This window comes from Achromobacter sp. F4_2707 (assembly GCF_047501535.1).
GTDB lineage: Bacteria > Pseudomonadota > Gammaproteobacteria > Burkholderiales > Burkholderiaceae_B > Yanghanlia.
Genome location: NZ_JAZDRJ010000010.1, coordinates 85,942 through 107,504 on the forward strand (window position 1 = coordinate 85,942; position 21,563 = coordinate 107,504).

Here is a 21,563-nt window from a genome sequence, read left to right on the forward strand (position 1 = left end):
TTACTCAATAACCTTGGTAGCAGATTTTACGAACTCTTCATCCAATGTGACGCCTTGCTGCTGCGCCGCACCCGGATTAACGAAAAGCTCCAGGTTGTCGCTGCTTTCAGAAGCAATATCACCTGGCTTCTCGCCCTTCAGAATACGCGCCACCATACGGCCTGTCTGCAGGCCCAAGTCATAATAATTAATGCCTATGGCTGCGATTGCGCCGCGCACCACACTGTCAGTGTCAGACGCAATCAGCGGCAATTTGGCATCGGTGCCGACTTTTACCAGCGCCTCGTAGGCCGACACCACGTTGTTATCTGTGTTGGTGTAGATGACGTCTACTTTTCCAACCAGACTGCGTGCCGCCGCGCCAACATCAACCGTGCGGGGCGCTGTCGCCTCAACCAGCGTCATACCGTGTTCCGGCAGAAGTTCGCGCATGGCTTTTACCACCACCACCGAATTGGCTTCTGCGGGGTTATAGACCATGCCGACCCGTTTGGCGTCTGGCACGACTTTTTTAATCAGTTCGACCTGACGTTCTAGTGACAGTCGATCAGAGACCCCGCTGACATTGGTGCCGGACGCTTCCATGGTCGGCACAAGTTGAGCCGCGACCGGATCGGTAACTGCGGAATAAACGACGGGAATATCCCGGGTGGCAGAGACGACAGCCTGTGCCGATGGGGTAGCGATGGCGACAATGACGTCGACACGATCGCCTACGAACTTGCGAGCAATCTGTGCTGCAATGGCATTATTGCCTTGAGCGGTCTGGTATTGCCATTTCAGGCCTGTCTCTTCTGTGTAACCTGCTTCAGCTAGACTGGCCTTGACGCCATCCCGGACGGAATCCAGTGCGGGATGTTCTACGATGGAGGTTACCGCAACAGATTGCGCCCATGATGGTGCATGCGCCAGCAGGCCTGCAGCAAGCAAGCCCGCAACCAGGGTACGAACAGAGAGTTTCGACTTCATGGAAAGCTCCTTGGCAACATTGATAAACGGCGGTCAGTCGTGACTGCGCGTAAGTGTATGTGAGAAATGCAGCTGTTGCAGCATGTCGCGCGCCCATCTTACGGCAGGCAGGCGATAGCGGCGTTCAATCATTTCAGCCCGTTCGATAAAGGCGCCGACGGACACATCAAGCAAATCTCCCTTTACCCCTATAGCGATGCGGTTACCCGCGTCGATTTCCGGCAACACCAGCATGCCATCGGGAAAAGCAGCCCGCAGCCCTTCAAGATTCGGCTCGAAGCTGGCGTGATCGCCAAAGAGGTTCACAGTGATTACGCCCGGGTCAGTGAGTACGCGGGCGCAGTCCTGGTAAAACTCGGGCGAACCGCACACCGGGCCCTGAGCCGTCGCATCATAGAGATCAACCATTAAGGCTGTATAGCAGCCAATATTTTCAGGTCGGCGCACCCAGTCGGCGGCATCGCAATGGTCAATATCCGAACGCTCTGACTCGGGCAGGCGGAAATGGCTGCGACACACAGCCGTGACCATAGGGTTCCATTCGACCGTTGTGATTTGCACCGGCGTATTGCGCAAGGTGTACCGCAAAAGCGAACCCGCGCCTAACCCTAATATGCCGACATGATGCTCTGCCTCAGGCTCAAGCAACAACAGCCAGGCCATCATTTGCTGGGTATAGGCGAGAACCAGATCGTTGGGGCGACGCAATCGCATGGCCCCTTGCACCCATTCGGTACCGAAATGCAGATAGCGTATGCCCGAGGATTCGGAGACGGTAGGCTCATCCATTTCCCAGGGGCGATACGCTTCTTTGGCGGATTCAAACGCTTCAGACACGCTCGAAGATCGCCGCAATACCCTGCCCCCCGCCTATGCACATGGTCACCAGTGCATAGCGGCCCTGAATACGCTCAAGCTCGTATAACGCTTTGGTGGTGATGATGGCGCCGGTCGCGCCGATGGGGTGGCCCAGGCTGATGCCGCTGCCGTTCGGGTTGACTTTGGCCGGATCCATGCCGAGCTCTTTAATCACGGCGCAGGCTTGAGCGGCGAAGGCTTCGTTGGATTCGATGACATCCATCTGATCGAGTGTCAGGCCGGCGCGTTCCAGCGCCAGTCGCGTGGCCGGAACAGGGCCAATGCCCATGTAAAGCGGCTCGACCCCTGCGTGGCCATACGACACCAGACGCGCCATCGGCTTGACGCCGCGCTTTTGCGCATGGGAAGCGCTCATCAGCAACACCGCACCCGCGCCATCGTTCAGGCCCGATGCATTGCCTGCTGTTACCGTGCCGTCTTCTTTGACAAATACCGGCTTCAGGCCCTCGAAATCTTCAGCCTTGGCCCCCATGCGTACGTGCTCGTCGGTATCAAACACAACTTCGCCTTTGCGAGTTTTCTGCACGACGGGCACGATCTGCGACTTGAAATAACCTTGTTTAATGGCGTTTTCAGCACGTTGGTGTGAAGACACAGCAAGAGCGTCTTGATCGGCGCGGCTGATTTCGTGACGCTTGGCGACGTTTTCTGCGGTCACACCCATATGCACGTTAGCCAGTGGGTCGGACAAAGCGCCGGTCATCATATCGATGAGAGCCGCATCGCCCATGCGCGCACCCCAGCGTTGCGCAGGGGCGAGATAAGGCGCGCAGCTCATGCTTTCGGCGCCTGCGCCGATCGCCACCTGCGCATCGCCCAACTTGATAGCCTGAGCCGCGCTAATGATGGCCTGCAGGCCTGAGCCGCACAGGCGGTTAACGTTCATGGCGACCGCGCTGTCGGGAATGCCGGCGTTCAGTGACGCCACACGCGACAAATACATGTCTTTGGGCTCAGTATTGACCACCTGACCGAACACGACGTGCTGCACCTCGGAAGGCTCCACCCCAGCCCGCTCCAAGACAGCCCGCACAACGGTTGTGCCCAACTCTGTTGGGCGCACATTTTTCAGGGAGCCCCCGAAATCACCAATAGCCGTTCTGCAGGCGGCAACGACAACAACGTCTTCCATGCTCGAATCTCCTGTGTATTTATAGGTACTGCGATGTGAATTAGAAGATCATACCGCGCCCCGAGACTCGCTGTCGCCCGGCGTCTTACGGAGCGCGTCAGCCGTTTCCCGCTCTCACTGATATCATGACCCCTTTGCTCCACCACATCTTTTACACTGTGAAATTAGCCACCTGGAACGTCAATTCTCTAAAAGTCCGCTTGCCACAAGTTGTCAACTGGCTGCGCAATAACCCCGTTGATGCTTTGTGCTTGCAAGAGCTCAAACTGGCCGACGAATTCTTCCCCCTAGATGCCTTCACTGAAATCGGTTACCACGCAGTCTGGGCAGGCCAAAAAACCTATAACGGCGTAGCCATTATTTCGCGGCAACCCGGTACCGACACGCACCGCAATTTGCCCGGCTTGGAAGACCCTCAGCAGCGAGTGATCGCCACGACCTTGCCTTCGCCCGCCGGCCCAGTGCGCGTTATTAGCGCCTATTGCCCCAACGGCCAGTCGCTCGACAGCGACAAATATCAATACAAGCTGCGCTGGTTCCAGGCTTTGCATGAATGGCTGCAAGAAGAGCTGCAATCCTACCCGCGCTTGGCGATATTGGGAGACTACAACGTCGCGCCTGCCGACGAAGATGTACACGACCCGGCCAAATGGGAAGGAGATGTCCTGGTGTCGGAGCCCGAACGCGCTGCGTTCCAGGCGTTGCTCGACCTCGGCCTGACCGACGCCTTCCGTCTATTCCCGCAAGAAGAGAAATCCTTCTCGTGGTGGGATTACCGGCGGATGGCCTTCCGCCGCAATGCCGGGCTGCGCATTGACCACGTCTTGCTGTCAGAGGCTTTACGCCCCCTATGTACAGAATGCGTGATCGACAAAGAGCCTCGCGGTTGGGAACAGCCCTCCGATCACACCCCCGTAATCGCCACGCTTAATTTCGGCCAGGAACCTTAACCTTATGCAAGTCACCAGCCATGTAGTGAATCGCTTCGATACCGGCGTCGTACTTGACGTCAACGCCGACGGCCTGCCTGTGCGGGCCTATGTGGCCATCAGCGCCCCCGACCCCGAAGCCGTGACTGCCTTCGTGCCGCCCGAACAATTCGAAAGTGGTTCCAGCCTGCATGTCGCGGCCATCAGCACGGCCGATGAAGCAAGCGCCACACTTGAGGACGTGCTGTTTAACATGGAGGCGGATGACGCAGTGGCTTTTTTGTGCGCCGACCCGGAAAGCTGGTTAGCCACGCTTGAGCAACTCGGTTGCGACCCCGACTCCGACTCGAGTCCGCTAGAATAACGGTTTTTCTTCGCATAGACCTATGTCGCAACGCCCTGGTAACGTATTCATGATTGTCGCCCCCAGTGGCGCCGGGAAATCCAGTCTCGTCAATGCCTTGCTCGAAAAAGAGCCTGACATGATGCTGTCGATTTCCTGTACGACACGCCCTCCTCGCCCCGGCGAAGAACATGAAAAACATTATCGCTTCGTGAGCGTCGAAGAATTCCAAGCCTTGCGCGACGCCGGCTCCATGCTTGAATGGGCCGAAGTGCACGGCAATTTTTATGGCACCCCGCGCGACAGAATCGATGAAGCCCTGCAATCCGGGCGCGATGTCCTGCTGGAGATCGACTGGCAAGGCGCCCGGCAGGTCCGCCAGTTTCTGCCCGACGCCATTGGCGTATTCATTCTGCCCCCTTCCATCGAAGCGCTTGAGTTGCGATTGAAGAAGCGCGGCCAAGATGAACCGCATGTGATCGCACGGCGCCTGCTCGCCGCAGGCGGCGAAATGTCGCATGTATCAGAGTGTCAATATGTTATTATTAATCAAGAATTTAGCACTGCATTAAGCGAGCTTTGCAGCATCGTTGCGGCTGCCAGGTTGCGGTATGCCTCGCAGGCCGCCCGGCACGCCGAACTCTTTAATCAGTTGGGCATTCGTTCTGGCACGTAAGCCCGCTGCTCCATCGCATCACGCATTGCGCCATAAAAGCGTTACCCGCCTTCACTAATAACCAATTAACTCAAGGATTCTCATGGCCCGCATCACCGTCGAAGACTGCCTCGAAAAAATCCCCAATCGCTTCCAGCTCACGCTGGCTGCTACCTATCGCGCGCGCGAACTCGCCCAGGGCCACGAGCCCCGCATCGAAAGCAAGAACAAGCCCACGGTTACTGCTTTGCGAGAAATCGCCCAAGGGCTGACCGGCCTTGAAATGTTGCGCAAGGTACCAACCTGAATCTGACGAGGCGGTACGATGGCTTTCACCACCTTGCGCGGCGCTTCTTCAGGCCTGCTGGCAGTCCTTAAAAAAGGCTCCCGGCTCAGGCGTCGTCGCAACGCGTCGCCGGCCGCTAAGGCGGATACACCGGCGACCGGCAGCACCATTGCATCGCTTGCACCGCTGATTGAAGCCATCAAGCCCTACCTTGATGCCAAAGAAATTGAGCGGGTCAAGGAAGCCTATCGCTTCTCCGATCGGGCTCATTTGGGTCAGTTCCGCGCCAGCGGCGAACCTTACATCACACATCCAATAGCCGTTACTGAGATCTGTGCGGGCTGGAAGCTCGATGCCGAATCTCTGATGGCGGCCCTGCTGCACGACGTCATCGAAGACCAAGACGTCTCCAAACAGGAACTGGCCGAGAATTTCGGCACCGATGTGGCTGAGATCGTCGATGGTCTGACCAAACTGCATCGGCTTGAGTACGCCTCAAAAGCTGAGCAGCAGGCTGAAAGCTTCCGCAAAATGCTGCTGGCCATGGCGCGCGATGTCCGCGTCATTCTCATCAAGCTGGCTGACCGCCTGCACAATATGCGCACCCTGGGTGCGGTATCCCCTGAGAAAAGTCGCCGCATTGCCCGCGAAACGCTTGAAATCTACACGCCTATCGCACACCGGCTGGGGTTGAACGCTCTATTTCGCGAGCTTCAAGACCTCTGTTTTCAGGCCATGCACCCCAACCGTTACCGGGTCTTGCATAAAGCCATGTTGGCCGCTCGCGGCAACCGCCGTGAAGTCCTGGGGAAAATCCACGAAGCCGTGAGCGCCGCTCTGCCCGCCGCTGGCATCGAAGCAGAAATCAGCGGCCGCGAAAAATCCCTTTACAGCATCTATAAAAAGATGCTCGAACAGAAAAAGTCGTTTTCCGATGTTCTCGACATCTACGGCTTTCGTATTGTCGTGCACACCCTGCCAGAGTGTTATCTGGCGATGGGCACCTTGCATCAGCTTTACCGACCCGTGCCGGGTAAGTTCAAGGATTACATCGCTATTCCCAAGCTGAATGGCTACCAATCCCTGCACACAACACTTATCGGCCCCTATGGCACCCCTGTGGAGTTCCAGTTCCGCACTCGCGACATGGACCACGTTGCCGAAGAAGGTGTGGCATCACACTGGCTCTACAAAGACCCTAACGTCTCTCTTAACGACTTACAGAAACGCACCCACCAGTGGCTGCAGTCCCTGCTCGATATCCAGAGCCAGACTGGCGACTCGGGTGAATTTCTTGAACACGTCAAGGTCGACCTCTTCCCCGACGCTGTGTATGTCTTTACGCCCCGGGGCAAGATCATCTCGCTGCCCAAGGGTGCTACGCCGGTCGATTTCGCATACGCCATTCATACCGACATCGGGAATCAGGCTGTTGCAGCCAAGATCAACGACGACTTCGCACCGTTGCGCACGGAGCTCAAAAGTGGTGATACGGTCGAAATTGTTACCTCTAGTGCCTCGCGGCCCAGTGCGCAATGGCTTAACTATGTGCGAACCGGCCGGGCGCGTTCCGAAATCCGTCATTACCTGCGTACCGTCAAGTACGAAGAGTCCGTCGCCTTTGGCCGGCGTCTGCTTCAACAGGCTTTCAACCAGCTTAACCTGAGCTACCCGGCCGACGACGACCCTGAATGGGAAAAACTTGCCAAAAGCTCGGGAGCGGTTTCCCGCGACGAAATCCTTGCTGATATAGGTCTGGGTAAACGGCTGGCGGCTGTGGTGGCAAGACGTTTCGGCCCCGAAGAAAACACCTTGGTTTCTACTACGGCTGCGGTATTCGACGAAATTTCCAGCACCAAATCTGCGCCTATCCTTATCCACGGCAACGAAGGCCAAGCCGTGCAATTGGCACCCTGCTGCGGCCCCCTTCCAGGCGATGCCATTATCGGCGGCATCCGTCTGGGCCACGGCCTGGTTGTGCACATGGCCGATTGCTCAGTGGCGCAACGACAGCGCTCCCGCGAACCCGAGCGCTGGATTCCCGTCGCATGGGACATCAAAACCGCGCGTCACCTCACCACCCGCCTGGATGTCACCGCACTCAATGAGCGCGGCGTGCTGGGCCGTCTGGCTGCGGAAATTACCGAAGCAGATTCCAATATCTTGCATCTCACCATGCAGGAAGCGGTAGGCTCGACCACCGTGCTGCACCTGACATTGCAGGTGGACAGTCGTAATCACCTGGCGCAAGTCATTCGTGCCATCCGCCATGTGCCGCAAGTGAAGAAAATTGTGCGGGTAAAAGGCTGACGGTTCATACACCCGTACAGCTCACCAAATAAACGCCTGCGTTCTCCAGGCGTTTATTTTCCTTTCAGGAAGATTGCCGGGTCCACCCGGTTGCCATTCAGGCTGACATTCCAGTGCAGATGAGGGCCGGTCGCGCGGCCCGTCGCGCCCACCTTCCCCAACACATCACCCCGTTTAAGTTCCTGGCCTTTTCGCACCAGAATCTCATCCAGATGACAATACATGGTGATGAAGCCCTGGCCATGGTCTACGAACACCGTGCGGCCATTGAAGAAATAATCGCCCACAATTGTGACCACGCCGTTGGCCGGCACGTGGACAGGAGTTCCCTTTGGCACGGCGAAATCCAGGCCTGAGTGGGGGTTACGCTCTTGGCCATTGAAGAACCGGCGCAGGCCGAATGGGCTGGACGTCCGTCCTTTGACCGGAGCGTCTAAAAGCACATTGCTGGGGCCGCTCTCCCTAAAGCTCCCATAAGCTGCCATCTGCTCGGCGTATTCGCGCTCATAGCGTTTGAGCTGCTCCGGCGCAGGAGTGACATGCGCTTGATTCTTAAGCTTGATGTGTTGACTGGCATATTCCTTGTGGCCCACATCAAAAGCCAATTGGCGTAGGTTCGGGCCTTCTTTTACTTGTGCCTCATGCCGCCCTGGCCGGGCTTTGAGATCAATGCCCAGCACAGCGACCCAGCTACCGTCGCTATCCTTTACCACCATGACCTGCGCGCCTTCGTAGTGCACAACAGGCGCTGTCGCACCCGACCCAAGCGACAATACCGCCACACCACCTGGCACCGGTTGGTGCAAAGAGCGTGCGATATAGCCGGCGCCTTGGGCCCAGGCTGCGCCAACAGTCAGCGCCGCTGCAAACAGCCCAACCAACATACGATTAACCATTGAAAACCCTGACATAGCCACTTTCTGATTGCACAGGATAGAAAGTGTACCTTTCTTCAACCGGGTTTCTACTGCTCATGGATTTCCCTGAAGCATGGCTGTCAGGCATTGATTGTGTCGCCCAGCTCTCTACAATCAATTGCGAGACAACATTCCGCAAAAGAAGCGCACACAAAAGGAATTCATAATGAAACAGATTTTCATGCTGTCGGCCTGCGCAGCAGCTCTGGCTTTTTCCGCACCGGCTTTCACCGCCCCCGCGAAATGGGATCTTCCCACCGCCTATCCCGCTTCCAATCTGCACACTGAAAACCTCCAGCAGTTCGTGAAAGACGTCAAGGAATTTTCCAACGGCGAATTTGATATCACCCTGCACATCAACGCATCGCTTTTCAAAGCCCCGGAAATCAAACGCGCTGTGCAATCTAACCAGGCTCAGGCGGGAGAAATCCTGTTAACCAACTTCGCCAACGAAGACCCCATCTACGCCCTGGACGGCCTGCCCTTCCTGGCAACCGGCTACGACGCAGCCTGGAAGCTATACCAAGCTCAAAAGCCGGTACTAAGCAAAAAGCTCGAATCCCAGGGCATGATGTTGTTATTCAGCGTGGCCTGGCCGCCTCAGGGCATTTACGTAAATAAAGAAATCAACACGGTTGACGACCTCAAAGGCCTGAAGTGGCGCGCCTACAGCCCTGTCACTGCGCGCATTGCCGACCTGGTCGGTGCACAACCCGTCACGATTCAGCAAGCTGAACTGGCTCAGGCCATGGCTACAGGTGTCGTGAATGCCTTCATGACATCCGGCTCTACTGGCTGGGATACCAAGGTGTATGAATACATGGAGCGCTTCTACGATACACAAGCCTGGCTGCCGAAGAACGCCATTCTGGTGAACAAGCGCGCTTTCGATGCACTGGATAAAGCCAACCAAGATGCACTTCTGAAAGCAGCGGAAATCGCCGAGAAAAGGGGCTGGGAACTGTCTCGTGAGAAAACCCAGTGGTATTTGGATAGCCTTGAAAAAAATGGCATGGAAATCGTCAAGCCCTCAGCTGAACTGATGGACGGCCTGAGCAAAGTAGGCGAAACCATGTTGGACGAATGGCTGAAAAGTGCAGGTGCCGACGGAAAGCAAATCATTGACACATACCGGGCGCAATAAACATGCGCAAGTGGCTTGATGGGTTGTACATGGCGGCGGGCGTGCTCGCCGCCCTCGCCATGATAGGTGTGCTCGTCTGTATCGCTGCTGCAATTGCCGTGCGGCAGCTGGCCATGCATGTCCCTGGCTTAGATTCCTACGCGGGGTATTGCATGGCTGCGGCGGGCTTTCTGGCCCTGGCCCATACTTTGAAAAAAGGCGAACACATCCGCGTCACGTTGTTGTTGTCATCCCTGCCCGAGCGTTTGCGCAGGCGGTTAGACACCTTCGCCTTCATTATCGGTGCCATTATTGCGGCCAACCTTGCATGGTTCAGCTGCAAGCTGGCACTGGATTCCTACACGTTCAACGACATTTCCACCGGCGAAGACGCCACCCCACTGTGGATTCCCCAACTTACTATGGCGGCAGGCACGGTCATCTTCTTTATCGCCATGGTGGATGAAACCCTCTGCCGCCTGCTTGGCCGGCCTCATAGCAACACCCAGGAAGCTGCACTGCATGAATGAAATCTTTGTTATCACCATGCTGGTGGTTTCCATCATCGGCTTTCTGGCCAGCGGCGTATGGGTGGGCCTGACTCTGGCAGGCGCCGCCTGGCTTGGCATGGAGATCTTTTCCGCGCGCTCTGCAGGCGATGCGATGGCCATCAGTATCTGGGGAGCGGCATCAAGCTGGACACTGACCGCCTTGCCGCTGTTTTTATGGATGGGGGAAATCCTTTTTCGAACCCGGCTGTCGCAAGACCTCTTCAGCGGTTTAGCTCCCTGGTTGAACCGGATTCCTGGCCGCCTGCTGCATACGAATGTCATAGGCTGTGCAATTTTTGCGGCAGTTTCGGGTTCATCCGCTGCTACCGTTGCGACCATAGGAAAAATGACGATTCCAGAGCTGGGCCGCCGTGGTTATCCGCAGGACAAGGTATTGGGCACCCTTGCCGGTGCGGGTACGCTGGGTCTGCTGATTCCGCCCTCGATTATCGTAATTGTCTATGGCGTAGCCGCAGACGTTTCCATTTCCCGCCTGTTTATCGCAGGTGTCTTGCCGGGCATCATGCTGGCCGTGCTGTTCATGGGCTATATCGCTGTATGGGCCATCATGAACCCGACGGAGGTTCCCGCCTCTGACGAGAACATGCCTTTCATGCAAAAGCTTAAAGCATCGGGCAGCCTGATTCCCGTCGTCCTGCTGATCGGTGCTGTGCTGGGTGCTATCTATACCGGCTTTGCCACCGCCACTGAAGCTGCCGCGATAGGGGTGATTGGCGCCCTGGCGCTTTCTCTGCTGCAAGGCTCGCTGACTTGGAGTTCCTTTACAGAATCACTGATGGGGGCAACCCGGCTGTACTGCATGATCGCACTGATTCTGGCGGGCGCTCAGTTTCTGACATTATCTATGGGCTATATCGGCCTGCCTCGTGCTCTGGCAGAATGGATAGGTTCCTTGGGCTTGTCACAATTCGGCCTCATCCTCGCGCTCATGGTGTTTTTCATCATTCTCGGTTGCTTGCTGGATGGCATTTCCATTGTGGTGCTCACCATGGGGGTTCTGCTACCCACCGTACAAGCGGCCGGCATCGACCTGATCTGGTTTGGCATCTTCCTGGTTCTGGTTATTGAGATGGCTCAGATCACCCCACCTGTGGGCTTCAACCTGTTTGTGCTGTCGGGCATGACCAAAAAAGAGCTCCCTTACCTGGCCCGGGTTTCGCTGCCCATGTTCTTATTGATGATTGCCGCCACGCTGCTGCTGTATTTCATTCCGGAACTCGCCACCTGGCTGCCTTCGCAGATGCGCATGCGAGGCATGTAGCACTGCCTTCCCTCAAGCGGCGCTAACGCAGCCAGCCTGCGTTAGCGGTCTGCAGGCAGTGCTTCCAGGAGCTTTCCACCCGCTAACCGTAATTCTCGATTGCAACGCGCTGCAAGCTTCGGGTCGTGTGTCACAAGAACGAGTGAAGTACCGTGTTCCTGGTGCAGACCAAACATTAAGTCGGTCACCATGCGACCGGTCTGCTCATCCAGACTCCCAGTTGGCTCATCGGCGAACAGAATTGCAGGCTTCTGCACAAAGGCACGAGCCAGGGAAACACGCTGCTGCTCCCCACCGGAGAGCGTTCGGGGGTAATGATTCAGGCGGTCTTTCAGGCCCACCCTTTCAAGCATGGAGCGTGCTGCGTCCTGGGCCGGCTCACCGCGCAGTTCCAGCGGAAGCATGACATTTTCCAGGGCCGTGAAGTTAGGCAAAAGATGGAAAGCTTGAAAAACAAACCCCACATAGCGCGCCCTAATCTGGGCGCGGGCTTCTTCATCCAGCGCGAACAAGTCATGCCCGAGCAACTTGACCGAACCAGATGTCGGCACGTCCAGCCCTGCCATCAGCCCCAGCAAGGTACTCTTTCCAGAACCTGAGCTGCCGGTGATAGCGACGGCCTCGCCGCTTTCCACCGTGAAACTGATCATGCTTAAAATGTCCAGCATGCCGGAGCTGTCAGCCACGCGCTGGCAGAGGTCTAACACTTCAATACTGGGAGCTGATTGCATGCGCTGGGGAAAGTCGATAGCCTTGTTGTTTGGGTTGGTGTTGCTGTTGGCGTGGCGTGCAGGCTCTGCTGCGCAGAGTGAGCAAGCCGCTAATCAGGCAAGCGCCGACGCCCCCATCCAACGTATTTTGATACTGGGCGACAGCCTCTCAGCTGAGTATGGCCTGGCCCGGGGTAGCGGTTGGGTTACTCTGGTTGAACAGCGCCTCGCGCACCGCAACCAAGCATACCAGATACGCAATGCCAGTATCAGCGGTGACACCACAATCAGCGGCCTGCAACGCCTGCCCTCCATCCTGAAAGAGTTTGATGCAGACATCTTGGTATTGCAGTTAGGTGCCAACGATGGCTTGCGGGGCTTGCCCATACCCGAGATGAAGAACAACCTTCAGAAAATGGTGGAGCTTGCACACAGCCACGGTGCCCAAGTGCTCCTGGTCGGCCAGCATATCCCGCCTAACTATGGGCAGCGTTACACACAGGCATTTCATAACGCCTATGCCGACGTGGCTAAGAATACGGGCGGCGAGCTGGTGCCTTTCATGCTGGAAGGCATCGCCACCAATACTTCACTGTTTCAGGCCGACGGCCTGCACCCCACGGAACAAGCCCAACCAACTATCGCTGACACGATCTGGCAGCATCTGGAACCCATGTTGCCGCCCATGGTGGGCCAAGCCCCTGACCACCCTCCAGTCAACTCCGATTCGGCTGGCTAAAGCTGCCCCCGCGCCGGCTCCGCTCTGCATCATAAAAATTTGAGCGGCTCATCAGGCTTCACCATGAAAAACACCCCAAAAGTCGGATTCGAGTCCAACTTTTGGGGTGTCGTTCAACCGCAGAAGCGATTATTTTTATGGAGGAGCGGATCAGCCCTCTTCGCCGGCCAGCACAGCTTCTGCGTCGGAGGTGCGGCTCACACCCAAACGCTGACGCATTTGTTGCAACACAGCTGCTTCTTCCGCCATGCCCCAAGTGCGAGCCAGTTCCATTGCCAGGCCTGCGGCCAGCAGCTCTTTGGTTTCACCCTCGCCTGCCTTCACGGCTTCAACCCGTGCCACGGCGTAGCCTTGCGGCCCTTCCACGCCAACGTAAGCGGGTAGTGCATTGGGGTCGGCTGCAAACACGGCATCCAATACTGCTTTGGCCAGGCCCTGGTCGTCAATGCGACTCACCGTCATGGCGTCGCCGAAACCATCGCTAAGGTCAGAGTCTGCGGCGGAATCGCGCAACGCAGCCAAAGCCTTTTCTCCTGCTTGTATGGTGGCCTCTTGTGCCCGTTCGGCCACGAGCGTACTTTCAACCAGCCCTTTTACCTGTTCAAGTGGCGGTACATGGGCAGGCTCAAAGGCGGCGACGCGAACCACTACCAGTGTATCAGGTGAAATTTCGATCACACCTGAATTGGCTTTTTCCTGCAGCAGCGAGGCTGAAAACAGCGTGCTTCGAACGCGCGGGTCTTCAAAAATAGCTGCGTCGGCGCTGGCGGCTGCGGCCTGGTTGCCGACAATGTCAGCATCCAGCAGGTTGTTGCGTGTCACCCCAGCAACGGTGCGAGGCTCCAGGCCCAGCTCTTGGGCGGCGGGCTCCAGACTATTGGGGTTGTCGTACACCAGATCGGTCAAGCGCATAGCTAGCTCGGCAAACCGCTCGGAAGCCAGTTGGCGGCGTACTTCGGTTTCCACCTGTTCGCGGGCTTCTTGGAATGATTCCCCTCTTTCAGCCTCAACCTGATTGGCCAAAAACACATGGAAGCCGTCCGGCCCGGCCACCACATCGGAAATGCCGCCTTCCTGCAAGGCGAACACAGCCTGCTCCAGAACGGCAGGCCAGCTGCCCGGCCGGACCCAGCCTAATTGGCCGCCATCACGAGCAGAGCCGACATCTTGGGATTCTTCGCGAGCAATCTCCGCAAAGCGGGCCGGTTCGGCCTTAACACGCTGTGCGATAGATTCCGCTTTCGCACGGGCAGCCTCGCGCTCTTCCTGGGAAGCGCCGGGCGCTACACTGACCTGAATGTGGCTCACATTGACACGCGGTGGCGTGACATAACGGGCTTTGTTCTGCTCATAGTAAGCCTGCAGATCAGTTTCGCTGATTTCTCCGACGGATTGAACCGCGACCTCTTCATCCAGCAGCAGGTACTGCACTGCGACCTGGTCGGGCACAGTCAGGCTTTCTTTATTCGCCTCGTACCACGCCTGGATGTCTGCATCGGAAACCACGATGTCTTTCAACTGTTCAGACACCGGAAAGGTCTGTAAGCGCACCGTACGCTCTTCTGTGAGAGCGGCGACTATGCTTTGCACAACAGGTTCGGGCAACACAGCGCTACCGCCCACAGGGCCTAAGACACGCCGCAACGCCAGCTCTCCCCGTTGACCCTGCTCGAAATCTCGTGCGCTCAGGCCGGACGCTGCCAGCAGTTGGTTGTAGCGTTCGGCGGAGAAGTTACCGTTTTCCTGAAACTCAGGCATTTGGGCGATTTCGTTACGCAGCGCCGCATCAGACACGCTGAAACGCTCTGCTGTAGCGACATCCACCAGCACGCGCCGGTCAACCAAGGATTCCAACAGCATTTCCCGCGCAGGACGGGTGTTGAGTACTTCCGGGTCGAAGCGCCCCATGGCGCTACGCTGGAGTTGCTCTAGCTGATTGCGCCGCGCCATTTCAAACTCTTGCAGGGTCACAGCGGAATCACCCACTTTAACAAGCTCTTTGTCGCCCGATACGTAGTTGGTATAGCCGCTAAAACCGATCAATACGAACGATGGAAGGACGAGTACCAGCAATATAAACATCATGAACCGCTGGTTCGTGCGTATAAAATCGAACATTCATCACCTGGATTCAGTTGCGAAACCTCAAGGGCTCCGGAAAATCATTTTGAAAACCCAAGGCCCACCGACCCCAGATTTTCACTTTGCGGAAGTTTACCACCAGCGACAAAAGCATCTTGTCCTATTCGCGACAGACTCCGCCCTTGCATTTTGATTCTTTCTGATGAGTAAAATGCCACCCTTGCCAACGCACAGGTGACGATCACTGGGAACCCTTGCATGCCTAGACATTTTTCAGCCTGGCCCTACCCCCAATGGGTTGCCCATCGCGGTGCCGGCCGCTCCGCTCCCGAAAACACCCTTGCAGCCTTTCGGCTAGGCTATTCTCGTGGCTTTCGTATGATGGAATACGACGTCAAGCTAACGGCGGACGACGTGCCCGTATTGCTGCATGACGACACGCTGGAACGCACATCAAACGGCCAGGGGCGAGCGGCGAACTTACGCTATGCCGAACTGGCCCGCCACGATTTCGGCGCGTGGCATTCGTCCGCTTATGCCGGTGAGCCGATTGCCACACTCTATAGTATTGCCGCTTATACGCACGCCAACTCAATACACAGCAATATAGAGATCAAGCCGACTGCCGGCATGGAAACCCACACAGGCGAGCGCATTGCTTTGCTGGCGCGGCAACTGTGGGAAGGCGCTGAACTTCCGCCTTTGCTGTCCTCATTTTCAGAAACCGCCCTGGCAGCGGCCCGTGATGCCGCGCCGGAACTGCCTCGCGCTCTGCTGATTGAAGGTGCGCTCCCTCCCGATTGGCGCGAACGCGCAATGTGGCTGAAGTGCACCGGGCTAAACCTGAACCATCGCCATGTCACGCGCGATGAGGTTCGCCAAATACGCGATGCAGGCCTGAGCCTGGCAATCTGGACGGTCAACGACCCTCAGCGGGCGCTTGAGCTTCTGGAATGGGGCTGCAACGCCATCATCACCGACGAAGTCGATACCATGGCCCCCGGCCAACTCTGAAAGAGAATTCCTTTGTTTAGCTACCGACACGCCTTTCACGCCGGCAATCATGCCGATGTGCTCAAGCACGCCATTCTGGTTCATGTGCTGGATCACTTCAATCGCAAAGACAACCCGTATTGGGTGATTGACACGCATGCGGGGGCCGGCATTTACGACCTGGAAGGGAAATGGTCGTCTGCACGGCCTTCACAAAACCCAACTACAGACAGCCTTGAAGCGCCTAAGGAGCGAAGGCCGGAGTATCTGGACGGTGTGATGCGGCTGCACACTGCAGACCACCCCCCTGAATTGATTACACGTTACTTGGAAGCTTTAGAAGCCTTCAACGCGCCGGACGAATTACGCTACTACCCCGGCTCGCCCTGGCTGACAATGGAAGCGATGCGGGACCGCGACCGCCTGCGGCTATTTGAACTGCACCCCAGCGAGGTGGATGTACTGGCTCAGAACTTGTCGCATCATGCGCGAGGCCGTTCGCGGCAGGTGGTTCTCGAGCAGGCGGATGGTTTTGCGGGCATCAAAGCCTTGTTGCCGCCTCCCACCCGGCGTGGCATGGTCCTGATAGACCCATCCTACGAAAACAAAAACGATTACAAGTACACACTGAGTGCGGTTCAGGAAGGCCTCAAGCGTTTTGCCACCGGCACTTTTATTGTGTGGTACCCCTTGGTGCAGCGGCGCGAGGTACAAAACCTAACCCGTGCCCTGGAACGCCTGGACACGGTATGGGTGCATGCTGCATTACAAGTGAAACGCCCTGCTTCAGATGGCTTTGGCCTGCACGGCAGCGGAATGTTTGTGGTGAACCCGCCTTGGACACTCCATGACAGCCTGGCCCAGGCCCTGCCCTGGTTAGCTAAAACCCTAGGGCAAGACCAACGGGCAGGCTTTACACTGACCCGAAGCGCCCGCAGCTGACCACATGCATATGCGCCAACCCCGTTCTCCAGAGCGGGGCCAAGCGACACAGCTTTAAAAAAAGATATCAGAGGCGCCTATCGCTTCAGGGGGTAAAAGCCCCGACCGATAGCAACGCCTTTCGTCCTTTAGAGAAAGCTTTCGCCTTCGCGCAGGTAGCGCCATTTGCCCTGGGGCAGATCACCTAGCACGACGCGCCCCATACGCACGCGTTTCAAGCCCACCACCTTCAGGCCCACCTGTTCACACATGCGGCGAATTTGCCGCTTTTTGCCTTCACGCAGCAGAAAGCGCAGCTGATCTTCGTTCTGCCATTCGACATGGGCACGCTTGAGCGGCGCACCATCCAGTGACAGGCCAAAGCGCAGTTTTTCCAGGCCATTGGCGGCGATGCGGCCTTCCACACGCACCAGATATTCTTTTTCGATTTCGCTGTCTTCAGCGATAAGCTGGCGAGCAATGCGCCCGTCTTGAGTCAGTACCAGCAGCCCCTGAGAATCGATATCCAGGCGGCCGGCCGGCGCCAGGCCACGCAAATGGCCGGGGTCAAACTGAAGCGGCTGCTTTTGCGGCCGATACAGATTTTCAGGCGTGATGAGCGACACCGCCCGCTTATACCCCTGCTCTGACTGATGGGAAACATAGCCCACCGGCTTATTGAGAATAATGGTGACGCGCGATGTCTGGCGCTGTCGAGCCTGCCGTTCCAGCGTGATCTTCTGGTGCGGCCAGGCCTTACTGCCCAGTTCCGACACCACAACGCCATCGACGCGCACCCAGCCGCGTTCAATGTAAGCGTCAGCCTCGCGCCGGGAACATAGGCCTTGTTGAGCCATGAGCTTGGAGATTCGTATTTTTTCCATGGGCAGTATTGTATGACTTTGGCGATAATATACCCATGGAAATTACACCCAGCAGACACAGCGGCTGGCAGTGCGCCGCTCCCCCTTCCCTGACTCCTCATCAAAAGTTCTGGCTGTTCCGCCCCAATGCGCTCACTGCTGGGCTGCGCCAGTTGGGTCGCCTGGATTTGCGCGTAGAGCGCGAGAAAGTAGATGGCCTGCATGAGCAGGAAGCCTGGATGCTGGCCCGCCCTGCCCGCAGCGAGATCTGGCTGCGTGAAATCTGCATGTCAATTGACGGCATTGACTGTGTGCTGGCCCGCAGTTTCACGCCATTAAGCGCCTCGCACGCCCTTTGGCAGGGTATGCGGCGCTTGCGCACACGGCCGTTAGCGGACATGCTTTACCACGACCCGCAAATTATCCGTTCGCCTTTTTTCGTATGCCGACTGCATAGCCAGCACCCTTTGTATCGCAGCATGCGTCTGCATCTGGGCAAGGCCTGCCCAGATGCCAGGCTTGTTCTGGCACGCTGTTCCGTATTCTGGCGGCTCGGTCAGCCCCTGCTGGTAGCCGAAGCCTTTCTGCCGCAATTCTGGGAGGTCGCAGGCGCTGCCAGGCCGTGAATGGCGCCCTCAGCAGTTCTGCAGCAGCAATAGCCGCCGGCCGCGCCTGACACGTTCATTTTTCAGGCCTGCTGTTTGCTTTACAGCGCATCAATGCCGCTTTCTCCCGTACGAATGCGCACCACCTGCTCAACCGGAGTCACAAAAATTTTTCCGTCACCAATCTTGCCCGTGTAAGCCGCTTTGATGATGGAATCAATGGCGGCCTCGACCATGACGGCTGGCAGCACAACATCGACCCGCAGCTTGGGAAGAAAATCCACCACGTATTCCGCACCGCGATACAGCTCGGTATGCCCTTTCTGCCGACCAAAGCCCCTCACCTCCGTGACGGTAACGCCCGTAGCGCCAATATCCGCCAGGGCCTCGCGCACCTCATCGAGCTTAAAGGGCTTGATAATGGCCGAGATCATCTTCATTGTTCGTTCCTTGTGATGTTTTGCAGTCGTGAAAGGTCGCTGCCTGCAGGGGCTTGGTAAAGCCGCAGCCAGAACTCGGGCAGAATAGCGAGCAGATGATCGAAGATATCACCTTGGATACGTTCGTATTCGACCCACGCCGTATTATTAGTGAAGCAATACACCTCCACCGGTATGCCTTCTGACTGCGGCTCCATCATTCTCACAATCATCAGCATGCCTTTGTGGATTTCCGGGTGATTCTCAATATACGCCTTGGCATAAGCCCTGAATGTGCCGATATTTGTCAGGCGGCGGCGGTTGGCAGGCACAGCGGTCAGTTCGCCTAATTTGCGATTCGTTTCTTCCAACTCCACCTGTTTGCCATCCAGATAATCGCGTATCAGTGCGTAGCGGCGTAAATCAGAAATTTCCGCCTCATCAAGAAAACGCACTGTGCTGGCATCAATACGCAGGGTTCTTTTAATCCGCCTGCCACCCGATTCGAACATGTGTCGCCAGTTGCGAAAGCTTTCTGAAAACAGCTTGTAGGTAGGGATGGTGGTGACGGTTTTATCCCAGTTCTGAACTTTGACCGTATGCAAGGCCATGTCAATGACAAAACCATCGGCGCCGGCCTGCGGCATTTCTATCCAGTCACCCAGGCGCAACATGTCGTAGTTGCTCATCTGCGTACTGGCCACCAGTGACAGCAAGGTGTCTTTGAATACTAATAGCAGCACCGCTGACAGCGCGCCCAAGCCGGAAAGCATCAGCAGCGGGGAACGATCCATCATGACTGACAGCACCAAAATGGCGCAAATCAACCACAAGAGAATGCGGGCCAGTTCCACATACCCCTTGATGGAACGAATCTGGCCCCGACGGCTGGACGAATAAATATCTTCCCAGGTGCGCAAAATACCAATCAGCGACATGAAGATGAACACCACGCCCGCCGAGGTAAATACGCGCGTGAGCAACACGGCCAGCTCGGGCCGGATCGCCAATTGGGGTAAATTACTTAGCACGGCCAATAAAGGCAGCGCGAAACCAATGTTGCGAAATACGTTTCGGGAGATCAGGCCCGCCGCCCATTCTGGGCGACCTACCACGCGCAAGGTGCGGCGCGCCACGCCTGCGAGCGCCCGCGCGATCAACATGGCCACACCCACGAAAACCAGCACAGCCGCCACCACCAGCAAAGCGATGCCCAGCCATTCGGCATCACGCAGCAGCTCGTTAACCAAGCCGTACCCGGAAGAGCTTAATACTTGAGAGATAGAAGTTTCGTTCTGCATAACCGTGTAAATATACCGTAGGGGCGCATTGTGCCATCGACTCGTGCCCTGTGCAGCGGCTACTCCTTTATAATTGCACGCACTATGTCGAACCCTAATTCCCCTTCCGCACAAGATCAGTTCGCCAACAAGGCAAACGCATGGTCGGCCCGCTTTTCAGAGCCTGTCTCCGACCTTGTCAAACGCTATACGGCGTCCGTCAACTTTGATAAGCGCATGGCGCGCTTCGATGTTCAAGGCTCGTTGGCCCACGCCGAAATGTTGGCGGCTGCCGGAGTCATCAGCGCAGCAGACCGCGAAGCCATCGAACGAGGCATGGAGCGCATTCTTCAAGAAATTGAAGAAGATCTCTTCACCTGGTCGCTCGATCTCGAAGACGTTCACCTCAACATCGAAAAGCGATTGGTCGAACTCGTGGGCGACGCAGGCAAGCGGCTGCACACCGGCCGTTCCCGCAATGATCAGGTCGCGACTGATATCCGTCTGTGGTTGCGCAACGAAATCGATATTGCCATCGAGTTGCTGCAACAGTTGCGCGCCGCACTGGCCCGCTTGGCCCTGGAGCACGCCGACACCATCATGCCGGGCTTCACCCACCTGCAAGTGGCACAGCCGGTCACCTTCGGCCACCATTTGCTCGCCTATGCAGAAATGTTCAGCCGCGACGCCGAACGTCTGGCCGACTGCCGTAAACGTGTTAACCGGCTGCCCTTAGGCGCCGCAGCGCTGGCAGGGACTTCCTTTCCCATTGACCGCGAACGCGTAGCCCGTACTCTGGGGTTCGACGGCGTATGCCGCAACTCGCTGGACGCCGTTTCCGACCGTGATTTCGCGATTGAGTTCTGCGCGGCAGCCGCCCTCATCATGACTCACATTTCCAGGCTATCTGAAGAGCTGGTGCTTTGGATGAGCCCGCGTGTGGGCTTTATCGACTTGGCTGACCGCTTCTGCACCGGCAGCTCCATCATGCCGCAGAAGAAAAACCCAGATGTCCCCGAGCTGGCGCGCGGAAAAACGGGCCGGGTCAATGGCCACCTGATCGCCCTGCTTACGCTCATGAAAGGCCAGCCGCTGGCCTACAACAAAGATAATCAGGAAGATAAAGAAGGCCTGTTCGATTCCGCCGACACGGTGCGCGATACGCTCACCATATTTGTCGACATGATTCCCGGCATTCAGGTCAAGCCCAAGGCGATGCGCGAAGCGGCTCTGCAAGGTTATGCCACCGCCACGGATTTAGCCGACTACTTGGTCAAAAAAGGCCTGCCTTTCCGCGATGCCCACGAAATCGTGGCCCATGCGGTGCTCGAATGCGAAAAACGCGGTTGCGATCTGGCAGACCTCAGCCTGGCGGAATTGCAGGCCTTCCATGCCTCCATCGAAGCCGACATCCACGACGTGCTGACTCTGGAAGGCAGTGTGGCTGCCCGTAATCACATTGGCGGCACCGCCCCAGCACGGGTGCGCGAAGAAGCACAACGCATACTGGCTGAGTCACCCGCTGCCTAGCCAGCGAGGCAATAAGCCGCTCTACAGCTAACCCGCTGGAAGCCG

The 21,563-nt window shown here is 57.0% G+C and carries 22 protein-coding genes; 13 read left to right on the forward strand and 9 right to left on the reverse strand.

What is annotated here, in order from left to right; all coding sequences use genetic code 11:
* The 3 genes from VRY85_RS11025 to VRY85_RS11035 are packed head-to-tail and all read right to left on the reverse strand — an operon-like array spanning nt 1 to nt 2,980.
* A complete protein-coding gene (locus VRY85_RS11025) occupies nt 1–969 on the reverse strand; it encodes an ABC transporter substrate-binding protein (RefSeq protein ID WP_414598647.1) in 969 nt (322 codons plus the stop codon).
* Between the two features lie 33 nt (nt 970–1,002).
* Complete coding sequence (locus VRY85_RS11030) at nt 1,003–1,758, reverse strand: spermidine synthase (RefSeq protein WP_414598718.1); 756 nt, start codon at nt 1,756–1,758, stop codon at nt 1,003–1,005.
* Between the two features lie 40 nt (nt 1,759–1,798).
* Entirely contained in the window at nt 1,799–2,980 is a 1,182-nt protein-coding gene (locus VRY85_RS11035) for an acetyl-CoA C-acyltransferase family protein (protein ID WP_414598648.1), read from the reverse strand.
* Between the two features lie 158 nt (nt 2,981–3,138).
* On the opposite strand from VRY85_RS11035, the gene xth reads away from it, so the two are divergent.
* The 5 genes from xth to VRY85_RS11060 all read left to right on the forward strand — a co-directional run bounded on the left by xth (nt 3,139) and on the right by VRY85_RS11060 (nt 7,503).
* Nucleotides 3,139–3,930, forward strand: coding sequence for an exodeoxyribonuclease III (gene xth / locus VRY85_RS11040; RefSeq protein ID WP_414598719.1), 792 nt, complete (start codon nt 3,139–3,141; stop codon nt 3,928–3,930).
* 4 nt (nt 3,931–3,934) lie between these two features.
* Nucleotides 3,935–4,273 carry a hypothetical protein gene (locus tag VRY85_RS11045; protein ID WP_414598649.1) on the forward strand — a complete coding sequence of 113 codons (339 nt, stop codon included), beginning with the start codon at nt 3,935–3,937 and terminating at the stop codon, nt 4,271–4,273.
* Between the two features lie 22 nt (nt 4,274–4,295).
* Nucleotides 4,296–4,928, forward strand: a complete 633-nt coding sequence (gmk, locus tag VRY85_RS11050) for a guanylate kinase (protein ID WP_414598650.1) — start codon at nt 4,296–4,298, stop codon at nt 4,926–4,928.
* Between the two features lie 82 nt (nt 4,929–5,010).
* The gene (gene rpoZ / locus VRY85_RS11055) at nt 5,011–5,214 is read left to right on the forward strand and encodes a DNA-directed RNA polymerase subunit omega (RefSeq protein WP_414598651.1); all 204 of its coding nucleotides are present in this window, start codon (nt 5,011–5,013) and stop codon (nt 5,212–5,214) included.
* 18 nt (nt 5,215–5,232) lie between these two features.
* Nucleotides 5,233–7,503 carry a RelA/SpoT family protein gene (locus tag VRY85_RS11060; RefSeq protein WP_414598652.1) on the forward strand — a complete coding sequence of 757 codons (2,271 nt, stop codon included), beginning with the start codon at nt 5,233–5,235 and terminating at the stop codon, nt 7,501–7,503.
* Nucleotides 7,504–7,556: 53 nt separating this feature from the next.
* On the opposite strand, the gene VRY85_RS11065 is transcribed toward VRY85_RS11060, so the two are convergent.
* The gene (locus VRY85_RS11065) at nt 7,557–8,399 is read right to left on the reverse strand and encodes a peptidoglycan DD-metalloendopeptidase family protein (RefSeq protein ID WP_414598653.1); all 843 of its coding nucleotides are present in this window, start codon (nt 8,397–8,399) and stop codon (nt 7,557–7,559) included.
* A 187-nt stretch (nt 8,400–8,586) separates the two neighbouring features.
* On the opposite strand from VRY85_RS11065, the gene VRY85_RS11070 reads away from it, so the two are divergent.
* From VRY85_RS11070 to VRY85_RS11080, 3 genes are read left to right on the forward strand one after another with little or no spacing between them, the layout of a single operon-like run.
* Nucleotides 8,587–9,564: a TRAP transporter substrate-binding protein gene (locus VRY85_RS11070; protein WP_414598654.1), complete on the forward strand. Its 978-nt coding sequence runs from the start codon at nt 8,587–8,589 to the stop codon at nt 9,562–9,564.
* A 2-nt stretch (nt 9,565–9,566) separates the two neighbouring features.
* Nucleotides 9,567–10,073 (forward strand): TRAP transporter small permease, encoded by a 507-nt coding sequence (locus VRY85_RS11075; protein WP_414598655.1) that lies wholly within the window; start codon nt 9,567–9,569, stop codon nt 10,071–10,073.
* Entirely contained in the window at nt 10,066–11,376 is a 1,311-nt protein-coding gene (locus VRY85_RS11080) for a TRAP transporter large permease (protein ID WP_414598656.1), read from the forward strand. Before VRY85_RS11075 ends, VRY85_RS11080 begins: the two co-directional genes overlap by 8 nt.
* A 41-nt stretch (nt 11,377–11,417) precedes the next feature.
* Here the strand turns inward: VRY85_RS11080 and VRY85_RS11085 are convergent, their stop codons facing one another.
* The gene (locus VRY85_RS11085; protein WP_414598657.1) at nt 11,418–12,107 is read right to left on the reverse strand and encodes an ABC transporter ATP-binding protein; all 690 of its coding nucleotides are present in this window, start codon (nt 12,105–12,107) and stop codon (nt 11,418–11,420) included.
* Here VRY85_RS11085 and VRY85_RS11090 point away from each other — a divergent pair.
* Complete coding sequence (locus VRY85_RS11090) at nt 12,106–12,825, forward strand: arylesterase (RefSeq protein WP_414598658.1); 720 nt, start codon at nt 12,106–12,108, stop codon at nt 12,823–12,825. The two genes, VRY85_RS11085 and VRY85_RS11090, sit on opposite strands and share 2 nt — an antisense overlap.
* Nucleotides 12,826–12,975: 150 nt before the next feature.
* Here the strand turns inward: VRY85_RS11090 and VRY85_RS11095 are convergent, their stop codons facing one another.
* Nucleotides 12,976–14,943, reverse strand: a complete 1,968-nt coding sequence (locus VRY85_RS11095) for a SurA N-terminal domain-containing protein (RefSeq protein WP_414598659.1) — start codon at nt 14,941–14,943, stop codon at nt 12,976–12,978.
* Between the two features lie 222 nt (nt 14,944–15,165).
* Here VRY85_RS11095 and ugpQ point away from each other — a divergent pair, with 222 nt between their 5' ends.
* Both ugpQ and VRY85_RS11105 read left to right on the forward strand, forming a co-directional pair.
* Entirely contained in the window at nt 15,166–15,921 is a 756-nt protein-coding gene (gene ugpQ, locus VRY85_RS11100) for a glycerophosphodiester phosphodiesterase (protein ID WP_414598660.1), read from the forward strand.
* 12 nt (nt 15,922–15,933) lie between these two features.
* Nucleotides 15,934–16,842 carry a 23S rRNA (adenine(2030)-N(6))-methyltransferase RlmJ gene (locus VRY85_RS11105; RefSeq protein ID WP_414598661.1) on the forward strand — a complete coding sequence of 303 codons (909 nt, stop codon included), beginning with the start codon at nt 15,934–15,936 and terminating at the stop codon, nt 16,840–16,842.
* A gap of 128 nt (nt 16,843–16,970) precedes the next feature.
* Here VRY85_RS11105 and VRY85_RS11110 read toward each other — a convergent pair whose 3' ends face one another.
* Entirely contained in the window at nt 16,971–17,705 is a 735-nt protein-coding gene (locus VRY85_RS11110) for a pseudouridine synthase (RefSeq protein WP_414598662.1), read from the reverse strand.
* Between the two features lie 35 nt (nt 17,706–17,740).
* Here VRY85_RS11110 and VRY85_RS11115 point away from each other — a divergent pair, with 35 nt between their 5' ends.
* Nucleotides 17,741–18,310 (forward strand): chorismate--pyruvate lyase family protein, encoded by a 570-nt coding sequence (locus VRY85_RS11115; protein WP_414598663.1) that lies wholly within the window; start codon nt 17,741–17,743, stop codon nt 18,308–18,310.
* 80 nt (nt 18,311–18,390) lie between these two features.
* Here the strand turns inward: VRY85_RS11115 and VRY85_RS11120 are convergent, their stop codons facing one another.
* Entirely contained in the window at nt 18,391–18,729 is a 339-nt protein-coding gene (locus VRY85_RS11120; protein WP_414598664.1) for a P-II family nitrogen regulator, read from the reverse strand.
* The gene (locus VRY85_RS11125; protein WP_414598665.1) at nt 18,726–20,009 is read right to left on the reverse strand and encodes a mechanosensitive ion channel family protein; all 1,284 of its coding nucleotides are present in this window, start codon (nt 20,007–20,009) and stop codon (nt 18,726–18,728) included. Before VRY85_RS11125 ends, VRY85_RS11120 begins: the two co-directional genes overlap by 4 nt.
* 84 nt (nt 20,010–20,093) lie before the next feature.
* Here VRY85_RS11125 and argH point away from each other — a divergent pair, with 84 nt between their 5' ends.
* The gene (argH, locus tag VRY85_RS11130) at nt 20,094–21,518 is read left to right on the forward strand and encodes an argininosuccinate lyase (protein ID WP_414598666.1); all 1,425 of its coding nucleotides are present in this window, start codon (nt 20,094–20,096) and stop codon (nt 21,516–21,518) included.
* The last annotated feature ends 45 nt before the right edge of the window (nt 21,519–21,563 follow it).

Bases quoted from the DNA above. Each gene is read 5' to 3' on its own strand.
- VRY85_RS11065 (WP_414598653.1), bottom strand. From the start codon at position 8,399: ATGGTTAATCGTATGTTGGTTGGGCTGTTTGCAGCGGCGCTGACTGTT.
- VRY85_RS11110 (WP_414598662.1), bottom strand. From the start codon at position 17,705: ATGGAAAAAATACGAATCTCCAAGCTCATGGCTCAACAAGGCCTATGT.
- VRY85_RS11025 (WP_414598647.1), bottom strand. From the start codon at position 969: ATGAAGTCGAAACTCTCTGTTCGTACCCTGGTTGCGGGCTTGCTTGCT.
- gmk (WP_414598650.1), top strand. From the start codon at position 4,296: ATGTCGCAACGCCCTGGTAACGTATTCATGATTGTCGCCCCCAGTGGC.
- VRY85_RS11120 (WP_414598664.1), bottom strand. From the start codon at position 18,729: ATGAAGATGATCTCGGCCATTATCAAGCCCTTTAAGCTCGATGAGGTG.
- VRY85_RS11030 (WP_414598718.1), bottom strand. From the start codon at position 1,758: ATGGATGAGCCTACCGTCTCCGAATCCTCGGGCATACGCTATCTGCAT.
- argH (WP_414598666.1), top strand. From the start codon at position 20,094: ATGTCGAACCCTAATTCCCCTTCCGCACAAGATCAGTTCGCCAACAAG.
- VRY85_RS11035 (WP_414598648.1), bottom strand. From the start codon at position 2,980: ATGGAAGACGTTGTTGTCGTTGCCGCCTGCAGAACGGCTATTGGTGAT.
- VRY85_RS11075 (WP_414598655.1), top strand. From the start codon at position 9,567: ATGCGCAAGTGGCTTGATGGGTTGTACATGGCGGCGGGCGTGCTCGCC.
- VRY85_RS11070 (WP_414598654.1), top strand. From the start codon at position 8,587: ATGAAACAGATTTTCATGCTGTCGGCCTGCGCAGCAGCTCTGGCTTTT.
- VRY85_RS11080 (WP_414598656.1), top strand. From the start codon at position 10,066: ATGAATGAAATCTTTGTTATCACCATGCTGGTGGTTTCCATCATCGGC.
- VRY85_RS11095 (WP_414598659.1), bottom strand. From the start codon at position 14,943: ATGTTCGATTTTATACGCACGAACCAGCGGTTCATGATGTTTATATTG.
- VRY85_RS11085 (WP_414598657.1), bottom strand. From the start codon at position 12,107: ATGCAATCAGCTCCCAGTATTGAAGTGTTAGACCTCTGCCAGCGCGTG.
- ugpQ (WP_414598660.1), top strand. From the start codon at position 15,166: ATGCCTAGACATTTTTCAGCCTGGCCCTACCCCCAATGGGTTGCCCAT.
- VRY85_RS11045 (WP_414598649.1), top strand. From the start codon at position 3,935: ATGCAAGTCACCAGCCATGTAGTGAATCGCTTCGATACCGGCGTCGTA.
- VRY85_RS11090 (WP_414598658.1), top strand. From the start codon at position 12,106: ATGCGCTGGGGAAAGTCGATAGCCTTGTTGTTTGGGTTGGTGTTGCTG.
- VRY85_RS11060 (WP_414598652.1), top strand. From the start codon at position 5,233: ATGGCTTTCACCACCTTGCGCGGCGCTTCTTCAGGCCTGCTGGCAGTC.
- VRY85_RS11115 (WP_414598663.1), top strand. From the start codon at position 17,741: ATGGAAATTACACCCAGCAGACACAGCGGCTGGCAGTGCGCCGCTCCC.
- VRY85_RS11125 (WP_414598665.1), bottom strand. From the start codon at position 20,009: ATGCAGAACGAAACTTCTATCTCTCAAGTATTAAGCTCTTCCGGGTAC.
- rpoZ (WP_414598651.1), top strand. From the start codon at position 5,011: ATGGCCCGCATCACCGTCGAAGACTGCCTCGAAAAAATCCCCAATCGC.